The organism is Streptomyces sp. H27-H1, assembly GCF_026627445.1.
Taxonomy (GTDB): Bacteria; Actinomycetota; Actinomycetes; order Streptomycetales; family Streptomycetaceae; genus Streptomyces.
Window position 1 is genome coordinate 1 of record NZ_JAPNLJ010000095.1, and the last position, 10882, is coordinate 10882.

Annotated in this window: 13 protein-coding genes and 1 pseudogene; 6 read left to right on the top strand and 8 right to left on the bottom strand. The window is 68.0% G+C overall.

What is annotated here, in order from left to right; all coding sequences use genetic code 11:
- Positions 1–362: 362 nt before the first annotated feature.
- Complete coding sequence (locus tag OTB20_RS41010) at positions 363–1208, bottom strand: PaaX family transcriptional regulator C-terminal domain-containing protein (protein WP_267825024.1); 846 nt, start codon at positions 1206–1208, stop codon at positions 363–365.
- Between the two features lie 35 nt (positions 1209–1243).
- Positions 1244–1879, bottom strand: coding sequence for a GNAT family N-acetyltransferase (locus OTB20_RS41015; protein WP_267825011.1), 636 nt, complete (start codon positions 1877–1879; stop codon positions 1244–1246).
- Positions 1880–1995: 116 nt separating this feature from the next.
- Here OTB20_RS41015 and OTB20_RS41020 point away from each other — a divergent pair, with 116 nt between their 5' ends.
- From OTB20_RS41020 to OTB20_RS41035, 4 genes are all read left to right on the top strand, one after another.
- Positions 1996–3060 (top strand): alpha/beta hydrolase family protein, encoded by a 1065-nt coding sequence (locus OTB20_RS41020; RefSeq protein ID WP_267825012.1) that lies wholly within the window; start codon positions 1996–1998, stop codon positions 3058–3060.
- A 285-nt stretch (positions 3061–3345) separates the two neighbouring features.
- The gene (locus OTB20_RS43060; protein ID WP_420716613.1) at positions 3346–3699 is read left to right on the top strand and encodes a hypothetical protein; all 354 of its coding nucleotides are present in this window, start codon (positions 3346–3348) and stop codon (positions 3697–3699) included.
- 22 nt (positions 3700–3721) lie between these two features.
- Positions 3722–4036 (top strand): hypothetical protein, encoded by a 315-nt coding sequence (locus tag OTB20_RS41030; RefSeq protein ID WP_267825014.1) that lies wholly within the window; start codon positions 3722–3724, stop codon positions 4034–4036.
- 72 nt (positions 4037–4108) lie between these two features.
- Entirely contained in the window at positions 4109–4696 is a 588-nt protein-coding gene (locus OTB20_RS41035) for a hypothetical protein (protein WP_267825015.1), read from the top strand.
- A 19-nt stretch (positions 4697–4715) separates the two neighbouring features.
- On the opposite strand, the gene OTB20_RS41040 is transcribed toward OTB20_RS41035, so the two are convergent.
- Complete coding sequence (locus OTB20_RS41040) at positions 4716–4838, bottom strand: hypothetical protein (RefSeq protein ID WP_267825016.1); 123 nt, start codon at positions 4836–4838, stop codon at positions 4716–4718.
- A gap of 9 nt (positions 4839–4847) precedes the next feature.
- On the opposite strand from OTB20_RS41040, the gene OTB20_RS41045 reads away from it, so the two are divergent.
- Positions 4848–5831, top strand: coding sequence for an IS110 family transposase (locus tag OTB20_RS41045; RefSeq protein ID WP_267825017.1), 984 nt, complete (start codon positions 4848–4850; stop codon positions 5829–5831).
- Positions 5832–5847: 16 nt separating this feature from the next.
- Positions 5848–6237: pseudogene (locus OTB20_RS41050) on the top strand (transposase family protein); the annotation flags it as partial.
- 96 nt (positions 6238–6333) lie between these two features.
- On the opposite strand, the gene OTB20_RS41055 reads toward OTB20_RS41050, so the two are convergent.
- From OTB20_RS41055 to OTB20_RS41075, 5 genes are all read right to left on the bottom strand, one after another.
- On the bottom strand, positions 6334–6822 hold the full coding sequence (locus tag OTB20_RS41055; RefSeq protein WP_267825018.1) for a hypothetical protein: 489 nt from the start codon (positions 6820–6822) through the stop codon (positions 6334–6336).
- 235 nt (positions 6823–7057) lie between these two features.
- Complete coding sequence (locus OTB20_RS41060; protein WP_267825019.1) at positions 7058–8059, bottom strand: hypothetical protein; 1002 nt, start codon at positions 8057–8059, stop codon at positions 7058–7060.
- A gap of 469 nt (positions 8060–8528) precedes the next feature.
- Positions 8529–8738 carry a hypothetical protein gene (locus tag OTB20_RS41065; protein WP_267825021.1) on the bottom strand — a complete coding sequence of 70 codons (210 nt, stop codon included), beginning with the start codon at positions 8736–8738 and terminating at the stop codon, positions 8529–8531.
- Positions 8739–8900: 162 nt separating this feature from the next.
- The gene (locus OTB20_RS41070) at positions 8901–9383 is read right to left on the bottom strand and encodes a hypothetical protein (RefSeq protein ID WP_267825022.1); all 483 of its coding nucleotides are present in this window, start codon (positions 9381–9383) and stop codon (positions 8901–8903) included.
- A 608-nt stretch (positions 9384–9991) separates the two neighbouring features.
- Positions 9992–10528 carry an SMI1/KNR4 family protein gene (locus OTB20_RS41075; RefSeq protein WP_267825023.1) on the bottom strand — a complete coding sequence of 179 codons (537 nt, stop codon included), beginning with the start codon at positions 10526–10528 and terminating at the stop codon, positions 9992–9994.
- Between the last annotated feature and the right edge of the window lie 354 nt (positions 10529–10882).

Sequence of the window (10882 nt, forward strand, 5' to 3'; positions counted from 1 at the left end):
TCGCCACTCGCTACGACAAATCACCCGAGAGCTACCTCGCCGGCGTCCATCTCCGTGCCGCAATGATCTGGATCGACGACCTCCTGAAGACCCCCGACTGATCACGACATCACACAGGCCCTAGGACATCAGGCAGTTCCGCGAAGTCCTCGCTCAGGTGCTCGGATACGGGCGTGCGGACGCAGGGCCCACCTGTGTAGGTATCTGACGCACCACCTGTGCGGAATACGTGACTGTCGGCAGCCCGCTACGCGGACCGGCCGACCGTGCCACCGAGATGATCTCCAGCTACGAAAATCTTGCCAGAGCCCGGAACATGCACCGGTCGGTACGCATCAAAGTGCACGTCCTCTGTCCCGTCTTCAGCGCGCGGTCCGGTCTGCAGCTTCTCGGGTGATGTCGGCGTAGAGGCGGAAGAGGGCTGGGCGGGCTTCGCCGCCTTCTTGTTCGTGCAGGGCCGCCCAGCACCGGGCGATGAGCTCCCGGGCCTGGGTGCCGGGCCAGGGCTGGGGCAGCAGCTGAGGCGGCAACAGCGGGTCGGGCTCCATGGCGCGGGTGAGTTCGGCGGCGAGCTCGACCGCGGTGGTGAGGAGTGCGGACGGGGAGAGTCCGGCAGGGCCGGTGAGTCGGTCGAGGCGGGGCCGGGCGATTCGGCTGAGGCGGTGGTAGCGGTCGGCGATCTCCTGGAGGGGCCACAGGCGGCGGGCGAGTTCGACAGGCTCTTGCGTGTCGCCCTTGCGCAGGTCGGCCGTGGTGAGAAGGGTGAGCGCACCATGGGCACCGAGGTGGTGGGCCGCTTCTTCGACGTACGGTTCCCAGGCGTTGGCGCAGACGTACAGTCCGCCCTGGAGTGGGGCGCCGCCGAGGTGGACGAGGGTTTCACGCAGGGCGTCCCGGGCCGTGCGTGCCGATTCGGGCACCGCGAAGGCGGCCAGGTGCCAGACGCCGTCCCAGGGGGCGAGTCCGGCGTCTTGCTGGAACGCGTGCCGGAGGAAGTCCGCGTTGGGAGCCAGGGCGCGCGTGGTGTCCGCGGTCGCGTGCAGCTGCGCCTTGCGGCCGCGGCCCTCGTGGGTGAACCGGCCCTCGGCCACGAGGCGTTTGACGCACAGCCGCACCTGCTGGTCGCTCATGCCCAGGGTGTTGGCGACGGTGTAGAGCTCGTCCGCGCCGACGGTGCCGTCCTCGCGGATCAGCGCGTGGACGAGCATGCGGGTGGGGACCTCGACGTGGTCCGTCTCGGCGCTCACAGTTCTCGCGCTCCTCTCGTTGCGACGGCGCGACGCATGGTGGTCACCGCGCCGAACCCCAGCAGCCCGCGCAGGTAGGGCGTGCTCTCGGTCCGCACGGCCATGAAGCCGAGCCGCTCGTACAGGGCCTTGGCGCGCGGATTGGCGTCGATCACATCCAGTCTGATCTCTCGGCAGTGCTGCTCCGCCGCGATGGCGGCCACTTCCTCGATGAGCAGGCTCCCGACGCCACGGCCGCGTATGCCCGGGTCCACGGCGATGCCGTCCATGACGAGCTGTCCGGGGGCCGGGTGGCGTTCGAACAGGGCGAGGAGCAAGAGTCTGTGCAGTCCTCGCAGGTGTCCGTACACGCGCAGCACGGCGGAGGCCGATCCCCCGGTGAGGGCACGGCCGCCGAGCTGGTAGCCGGCGAGGCCGACGAGCTGCCCGTCGAGGAGCGCGCACACCGCGCGATCGGCGTTCAGGTGGGCGGCGATGAAGGGCACCGCCTTGTCCGGCGGGTTCAGCGCGGGGCCGAGTTTACGGCCGAAAGCCTCCCAGTACAGCTCGGCCGCCCGCCGCTCGGCGCCGGCCGGAAGGCCCCGCCGGACCGTCACCGGTCCAGTACCGGTGTCCGTCGTGTCCAGTCCCATGCCGTCTTCCTCCTTCTCCCACTGCAACCCGAAACTCAAAACTATCATTCTTGCGACGGTCGTGCTCATGTTGATAGTTTCAGGTTGGCTCACCCGAACAGAGGCGGTCATATCCCATGCGTCCAAAGATCCAGCCCCGACGGCGCGGGCTCCGCATAGCCGTGTGGTCACTCGTCACGGCCCTGGTCGTGGCCGCCGGTCTCGGCGGTGTGGTGCTGTGGCAGCACTCCTATGCCATGGACGAGCAGCGGGTATCGATCCGCCACGGCGGCCACACCCTCAACGGAGTACTGGCCACTCCCAAAAACGGCCGAAAGCACCACGGCCTGGTCGTGTACGTCCACGGCGACGGCCCCGTCGACGCCACCCATGGCGACGGGTACAGGCCCCTGTGGGAAGCGAACGCCGAGGCCGGCTACGCCTCCCTGTCGTGGGACAAGCCCGGCGTCGCGGGCGCGCCCGGGAACTGGCTCGGCCAGTCTATGGACGACAGGGCCGACGAGGCAGCCGCCGCCATCGCCTGGGCGCGCGCCCGCCCGGACATCGACGGCGACCGGATCGGGCTCTGGGGCGTCAGCCAGGCGGGCTGGGTCCTGCCGAAGGTCGCCGCCAAGGCGCCCGTGAGCTTCGTCATCGCCGTCTCGCCGGCGATCAACTGGCTCCGGCAGGGCCGCTACAACCTCCTCGCCGAGCTGCGTGCCGACGGCGCGTCAGCACTCCGTACCAACGCGGCGATCGCCAAGAGCGACACCACCCGACGGCTGCTGGAACGCCACGCGCCCTTCGAGGAGTACGTCAAGGCCATGGGGGGCGACGCGGACGGCATCACCGCCGATCGCTGGGGCTTCATCTCCAAGAACTACACCTCGGACGCCACGCAAGACCTTCGCGCCCTGCGCGGCGTACCGGTGTTGCTGGCCCTCGCGGGTCATGACATCAACGTGGACATCGCAGACACGGAGCGCGTCTACCGCGAGGTGCTGGACGCAGGCGGTGCGTTGATGGCCAAGCGCTACCCGGACGCGACCCATTCGCTTCTCAAGCGGTCCATCGAGCAGTCGGACCTCAAGATCACGCTCACTGCGCTCTTCTCGCCCCGGTTGCTCTTCGCGGACGGATTCCTTGACGGCCAACGGCAGTTCCTCAAGGATCTCGATCGAGGCAGCAATGCCACTCGGTGACAGTCCAGCAAGATCGGCCATGACGCGTGGTGCACGTTCGCGTGTACCGCCCGGTGCACTTTGAACACGTGTACGCCGACACTTGCCCAGCCAGTGCGGGTCCTGCTCGCATCCAGCTCGGGGCAGGGCCGGCCCGGCGGCAGCGGGCCGCGTCCTGGACGGGAGTGGATGGTCGCCATCGTCGTATCTCCTTCGCTTCCTTCACCGCCCCACGCCGGGGCGGTGGATGGAGAGCGTGCGGAGGGACCCCTTGACCGGCGGTCTAACGGTGGCCAGCAGCGGGGCATGTCCAGGGGAGACGCAGCGTCCGCGTCCGTGCGCCGGACCCGGACAAGGGGTCAACGGCCGGGACCGCCGTCGAATGGGACCCCGGACAAGGGGGTCCTGCTGGTGAAGTTCTGGTTCTCGGTCTCCCGCCCGAGATGCGCACCCGCTTCGCGACCGCTAGTCGATCCGGTGCGGCAGTGGAAGCTATCGCCCACGGACCTGGCCTCGTTGGACCTTCAGGACGCGTACACCAGCGCGACAAGCCGCAGGCCGCGCAGTTCGGCCGACGCCGCCAGAGCAGCGGGTGTGTACCACGCACCTCCGTCGGTCGGAAACGATGGAGCACTGGCTCTTCGTACAGGTCAGGGGTGAGCACCAGCTGGAGGTTGAGCGGGTGAGCGATCAGCTCGTCGATGAGCGCGCCTCCGCCGCGCCGCTGCCGGGGCAGGTGGGCGGACAGGCGGTGATGCTGATTCCGCACCGCGAGCCGGGTATGGAGGAGACCACGCTCCCGCGGGACTATCAGCGGATCCTCGCCGCCGTGAGGGAGGCCGCAGGACCGTTCAAGGCCCGGCAGGTCGGCGACGGCCTGGGCATCGACGTCAGCGTGCGTGCCAAGCTGGAACCGCTGCGCGGGAGGCTGGTCCGACTCGTCGATCGCGGCTGGCTGCGGAAACTGCCCGACGGCCGGTTCACCATCCGCCTGTAACCAGGAACCCCGACGCGCAAGACGGTGCTGCACGGGCGTAACCAGGTTGCCCCCGGCGGCCGTTGGAGTTGTGTGACGAATACCGAAGAACGCGCCGAGGACACCTGCCCGCTTACCTACCAGTCCCGCCTGCCGCTGTCCACGCGCACCGTCAACCACCTCGCCGATCTGCTCAGGCGTCATCTGAAGGCGATTCGGTCCAGGTGGCGGATCCTGCCGCCGGGGAAGATCGCGGTGATCGTCCTTGCCGTGCTACGCCACGACCAGCGCCTGGCCGACATGGCCGGCGGCAACAACGTGTCCGAATCCACCGTCCGCCGCTGGCGCGACGAACTGCTTGGACTGCTCGCGCTCCAAGCACCGCGCCTGGACCGCGCCCTGAAGAAGCTCGCCAGGCAGGGCGGGGAGGTGGTCCTGATCGACGGCACCCTCATCCGCACCAGGCGCCGCTCCGGGAAGGCCGACCGGCGGAACTACTCCGGCTGTGAGTATGGGTGTGCCGTTCCGACGCGGGGCCTGACTCGTACTCTGGCTGGCCCTTGGTGCCTTGTGTTTGATCTGTCGGCCACCGCGTCGGGGCGGTGCATGCTGGCGCCGGGCAAGGCGGACCGTGTCCCAATAGAGGCCTTGCCTCCTTCCGAGGCGTCGTCACAGTCCTGACCTGTGGCCTTGCCCGGTGTCAGCGGATCCCGCCGCCGCTGAGCACTGAGGAGAGCCCGTCGTGAGCCCGATACAGCCTGGTCTTGAGCAGCCGCCGCAGCAGGTAGTCGTCCTCGGGGTGGACACACACAAAGACGTCCACGTCGCCGCCATGATCGACGTCACGGGCCGGCTCCTCGGCACGGAGGCCTTCGCTGCTACAACGCACGGGTACGAAGCCTTGTGGAGTTGGGCGCGGTCCCATGGGCGGGTCAGCCAGGCCGGCGTCGAGGGCACCGGTTCGTACGGGGCCGGCCTGGCACGCAAGCTGTGCTCGCTTGGCGTCGCGGTCATCGAGGTCAACTGCCCGGACCGGTCGATGCGCCGAAGCAGGGGGAAGACCGACGCCGTCGATGCCGAGGCAGCGGCCCGGGCCGTGCTCTCCGGCCGGGCCACGGCTGTACCCAAGTCCGGCAACGGTGCTGTCGAAGCGCTGCGCGTCTTCAAACTTGCGAAAGACTCAGCGGTCAAGTCTCGTACCCAGGCCATCAACCAGATCAAGGCCGTGCTGGTCTGCACAGATCCTCACCTTCGCGAGGCCCTCGCGGGGCTGACCAACAGCACGCTGATTGCTCGGTGTGCCGAGCTGGCTGACCCGGCGTCCCCCGGCGTCGCCCTGCCCGTCGAGCTCACCCTGCGCCTGCTGGCGCGCCGCGTGCAGAGCCTGACGGAGGAGATCCGCCAGTTCGGGCGCTTGATCAGACAACGGGTTCAGGACACTGCGCCCGACCTGCTGGAACTCCACGGAGTCGGACCGGACTCGGCCGCAGCGCTCTTGGTCGCGGCCGGGGATAACCCGCAGCGCTTCCACAGTGAGGCGTCCTTCGCCGCACTGTGCGGAGTGAGTCCGGTCGAACGATCATCCGGCAAGAGTCAGCGACGTCGGCTGAACCGCGGAGGCGACCGCCAGGCCAATGCGGCTCTCTTCCGCATCGCCCTTACGCGGCTTCGCGACCACCCCGAGACGCGTGCCTACCTTGCGCGACGGACCGCGGAAGACCGGACCAGAAGGGAGATCATCAGATACCTCAAGCGGTATCTCGCCCGGAAGATCTTCAAGGTCGTCAGCACTTCGATAGCGACCAGGACAGCTTGACGAACATAGAGGCGTCAAGCACAAGCGGCACGGCATGAACGTGCAGGTCCTCACCGACCCGTTCGGCCGACTGCTCTGGGTGGCTCCGGCCCTGCCCGGAGCCACCCATGACCTGACGGCCGCCCGAAGCCACGGGATCGTCGATGCGCTCGCCGCCGCGGGACTGAAGTGCTGGGCGGACAAGGCGTACCAAGGCGCCGGTCGGCACATCCGAGTCCCCTTCCGGGGCCGTCGGCTCAAGCGTTGGAAGCGACGGCACAACAGCAGCCACGCGAAGATCCGCTGCGTCGGCGAGCAGGCCATGGCCGTGCTGAAGGGCTGGCGTCTACTGCGAAAGCTTCGCTGCAGCACCAACCGGATCACCGACATCGTGAAGGCCGTCCTCGTCCTTCACCACGCCTCAGCGCGAGGTTGGAAAAGGCTCAGTGCTGTGGGCACAGGTGCGGGCCATCTCCCCGCTCGATCAGCTGAAGCGCCATGCGAGCGTCATCGACAACCAGTCTCAGGTATCCCTCTCGACCGGCACCACATGGGCGTTGTCGATGTACAGATGCAGCCCTCCATCCTCCGGACACCTCAGCCCAACCGAAAGCCTACGGATCCGGTGGTCCACACCACGGGTGAAACCAATGGCCAGCTCGAACACACCATGCCCCTCAGGGCACCGGCAGACCTCTTCCGGAAGAATCTGCAGGCCTGGCGTGCAGGCGGGGAGCAGAGTGTCTGGGGGCTCAAGCCTCCACCAGTACTGCCCCGGAAAACCCTCCTCCACGCCATCCCTTACACCCAGTGGCAGACAGCAGCCGAAACAGAAGCACTCCCTCGCCACCACCTCGAACTCCTCCGCACCGCACCACCGGCACACGACAAACACGGCCTCGGCCTGCCTGTCCGACTCACTTCGGGCCGCACCCCTCACCATCTGGAGCAGGGCTTCGCGCCCCTCTACCTCACCTACAGGTCCAACACTCCGCAGATTTCCACTCCCCATGCCCCGATCCTCACACACCCCTCCCGGACACGAACTCCACCACCGCCCCAAAAGCCTCCCGCGCTTACGCGCCGGAGGTGACCCCGCTTGGTGGTGGCCGGGGTCGCCCGGGGAGCGTCTTGTCCGGTCCGGCCTCACCGCGGCCGCCGGGGCGGGGCCTGAGCGCCACGACGCGGGGGCAGGAGCCCGGCTCCAGCGTCAACGAGTGCGGCGACGGTGGAGCTTCCAATGCCGGCTAAGAAGACCCATCGGACCACACGAGGCCGTCTTGCCAATCTGGCCGGTCGGTCACCCAGGCGAGAAGGACCTCTAGGACCTGCTCCTTGGAGACGATTCGCGTCTTTCGGCTCCCCCAGGCACCGTCGAAGTAACTCAGTTGGTAACTGCTGTCGTGCCACAGCACAACTCGGATGGAGGGGTCGTTGGGACAGTCGTCGTCCGGCTTGACCACGTTCAGGTAAGCGTTGCCTCGTCGGAGGCCGCTTCGTCGGAGCTCGATCAGCATCGCGGCTATCTTCAGCGGCTCGGGCCGTTCCACGACATCGCCGAGCTCGTTCGTCGCAGTGAACACGGACGGCCTCGGCGGCCCGAAATCCACACATGGTGGGGCCGCCAGGTAGTTGGGAAGCGAGGCATTCGCTGGCCTGGCGACGGCTCGGGGAACGTCCGATCCCCGGCCTGTCAGTACCTCCGTCTGCCGGACCATCGTCGCGTTGATGCCCGCGGAGGTCATCTGTATCTGCCGGAGCAGTCTCTCAAGGACAGGGTTCCGCCCTTGAAGCAGCGGTTGGAGAAGCACGAGGCGGACGTTGGCGCTGATTTCCGTCATGGACATCATTTCGTCCCCGGGGTTGTGGTGCTCCACGAGCTCAATGCCTTCAGTGGCCGCGAGCCCGTAGTAGGCGCTTCCTGCTGCGGTCAGGAACCCTGAGACCTCAGCGTCGAAGGATGCCCGATCAACGGGTTCCCCAGCAGTCAGGTTCTGCAGCACGTACTCCATGTACTGGGCCCACGCTCGCGTGCTCGACCGAGCCGCAGCGACAGCTTCCAGCGCACGTTCCTTCACCCGGGACTGCTGCTCTTGCTTCGTCGCCCGCGCCTGCGTTCCCCGCTCCAGCTCGGCTCGCTGGACGTCCCTCTTGTACGCGGCACGCTGGAGCAACCCGGTACTGAGACCACCGATCGATGCACCACCAAGCACACCGACCAACCCGTATAAAGCCTCAAGATTCGCCATCCTAGGAGTCTCCTGAGTGCAGGGCCTAAGCAACACCCCCAATGTCGGGCGCAGAGTAGATGTCAGCGGGACGCAGGGAAATGTCAGTGTGCACCCCGCCGCCCTATCGACACAGTCGTTCGTCTGTTCTGATCCTTGGATTCCGGCGATGGTCCTTCCCCGGATCACTCCCCGTTCGAGGAAGGACCACCGGCTCGCCAGACGCGGCCCCTGCCGCGGCACCGTCCGAGCGCGGTGGCAGGGGTGGGCCTCGCCGCTCCCCAGTACCCCGCGGCAGGGCCCCCGACCGGCGCGGCCGCCTGAGCACGACGCCTTCTCGCGTCCACCTGGCCGCGCTCCGAGGGTGAGAACACCATGCGCCCGGACCGACATATCCAACCCAACGCCCTTCGCGCTAGCGGTCTCCCTCAGAAGGGAGGCGTCCTCCGCCGCCGTATGGGCCTGCGGGCTCGGCAGTTCCGCCGGAGGCCTATCCGGTCGCGCATGGCCGTACGGCGACGAACTCGGCGTAGTGGTCGCGGTAGGTTTCCGTGAACGTCAGGGGCGGGCACAACGACGCCCGTCGGAGCATCACGGCGGCGTCCTCGGGGAGGATGTAGCGCGCCTTCTTGTAAGCGCCGGCCTTGGCGGTGAAGGCCCGGACGTAGTCCTGGTGGGTGGAGAAGCCCAACGGCTGCACCGTCCGAACGTTCTGGTAGCTCCCGGTGAGGCCGCCAGGTCTACGGCGGCGGCCACGGCGGCGGCCAGCCGCCCGCCGGGCCGCTCCCCCGCGGCCGACCAAATGAAATCGCGCGGGACCGTAGGCCTGGTCGGCCAGGACCACATCCTGAATCCGGGCAGGTCAGCCGACAGCAGTCGCGGGACCCTGGCCGAAGCCCGCAACGTCCCGCGCCTCCACGTCCTGGCGCAACCGCTTGAACCGCAGCGGGTGCCGGTAGACCCCGCCGTGGTCGACGGCCCGGTCGGCGCTGATTTCCGCGACCAGATCCGGGCGGACCAGGACCGCGTCCAGGACATCGCGGGACCCCCACGCCGCCCGCGAACCGCACACCCTCCCACGGGTGGCCGGGGCCGGCGGGGCCAGGTGCTCCGCGACCTCGCGGGCCCCGTCCGGGCGCAGCGCTGTCGTGCGGCCGACCGTGCGCAGCCGCCCGGCCTGGTCGTGGCGGCCGAGGATGCGAAACCCAGGACGGGTCAGGGTGCCGGTGATCGCGCCGATGATGGCTTCGGTGGTGTCTCTGCGGCGGATCTTGGTCCAGCTTCTGGCGGCCGGGCGGTAGGGCTGGGTCATGTTCTTGACGACCAGGCCTTCCAAGCCCGCCACGTCCGTCCAGGACTCGTGCCACTGGCTGGCGGCGTGCTCCAGGTCCGGAGTAGGCGTCCCGTGGGTGTCGAGCTGGACTGGATGCTGCCGGCTGGGTGTGAGCGGCGGGTGTGGCGTCCCGGTCGGTGGAGGTGTGCGCGGTTCCGACGGTGAAACGGAAGCTTTGGATGGTCAGGGACAGCATGGGTTTGTGACCGTTGAGGAATGCCAGCGGGCTCTCGGGAGGGCAGGTGAGGTGGGCTTTGGCGAGGGAGGGTGAGCCGACGAGTTCCAGGGTGTTGAGCGACGCTGAAGATGAGCCCGGGCCCCCAGATCACCCCGGATCGACCGCGGCCGGCCATGACCCCACGGCGCCAGAACCGCCCCACACGCCGGACACGTCAGCTGGCCCTGCCGAAGCTGACGCCCACCAACAGCCCGTCCGAGTCGACAACCAGCACCGACACCTCCGTCTGACCTGCAACGATCAGCCGGAACCTCTCCAAACGGGTGGGTGATCATGCCCGGATCACCCGGTCAACGGCCTCAGGCGCCAACCCGGCAGATCCTTGTCCAGCCATTCCTCGACGGTCCGCCGCCACGGGTCGGTGGAGTCGCTGTCGACGACATCAGCCCACGTGTCCGCGGCCAACTCCCGGATCGACGACCAGGCTGTCGAGGTAGGCGTCGAAGCCGTCAGCGACCTTGGTGAAGACCCCCTTCGACAGGTATCCGGGCAAGGAAATGCCATGGACGAAGGCGTGGAGCTGGCCGTGGGTGGCGGATTTCAGGTCCAGGAACAGGGTGTCGCTGCCGCCGTTTCGGGCAATCGGCAGAAGGCCCGCGAGCGAGACCTCATCCGCGAGCCACCCCTGGCGACTGCGGCGGTATTCACCGAGCAGGGTGCCCCAGCCGTACTCACCATCGCCGTCGCGGCCGAGTTGGTAGAGATCGTCGAAGCTCTGCAACGGCTCCGGTTCACAACCCGGCAGGCGGACCGAGTAGGTGAGGTTCTTCCCACCCGCCGCTTCCAGGAACGACCGGTATGACGCCGGCAGGGGCAGTCCAATCTCCTGCTCGAGACGGCTCAGCTCCGCGGCTTCGAACGGCCTGAACGGCCCCACGACCAAACGGCCCCGATACCAGCGCGATATTTCCTCAGCCACGGACCGATCATCGCACCTACGAAGGACCCGAGCACTGGCCACTCGACGACACCCGAGAGCCTTCGTGTTCACCGTGTCGTCGCACACGAAGCGCCATCAGGCTGCCCTTCGAGATCAGCGCTCCTGTTCACCAGGAACGTCGCGAGCCTCCACGTACGTGCTCACGTAGAGAATCGCCCAACACCCAGGTACCGCTCGCCGGGGCGAGGGCCTCGGCACGCCGGGAGCTAGGTCCTGTCTGGAGTTCAGATCATGAATGTGGTGCGATGCTGCGGAGCCAGAGCATCGCACCACACAGATGCAGGCCGGCCTCGTAGCTCTCTGGCGTCTTGTCGAAGCGGAACGCGATGCCGC

Bases quoted from the DNA above. Each gene is read 5' to 3' on its own strand.
- OTB20_RS41010 (WP_267825024.1), bottom strand. From the start codon at position 1,208: ATGCTCGTCCACGCGCTGATCCGCGAGGACGGCACCGTCGGCGCGGAC.
- OTB20_RS41015 (WP_267825011.1), bottom strand. From the start codon at position 1,879: ATGGGACTGGACACGACGGACACCGGTACTGGACCGGTGACGGTCCGG.
- OTB20_RS41020 (WP_267825012.1), top strand. From the start codon at position 1,996: ATGCGTCCAAAGATCCAGCCCCGACGGCGCGGGCTCCGCATAGCCGTG.
- OTB20_RS43060 (WP_420716613.1), top strand. From the start codon at position 3,346: ATGTCCAGGGGAGACGCAGCGTCCGCGTCCGTGCGCCGGACCCGGACA.
- OTB20_RS41045 (WP_267825017.1), top strand. From the start codon at position 4,848: ATGATCGACGTCACGGGCCGGCTCCTCGGCACGGAGGCCTTCGCTGCT.
- OTB20_RS41055 (WP_267825018.1), bottom strand. From the start codon at position 6,822: ATGGGGAGTGGAAATCTGCGGAGTGTTGGACCTGTAGGTGAGGTAGAG.
- OTB20_RS41060 (WP_267825019.1), bottom strand. From the start codon at position 8,059: ATGGCGAATCTTGAGGCTTTATACGGGTTGGTCGGTGTGCTTGGTGGT.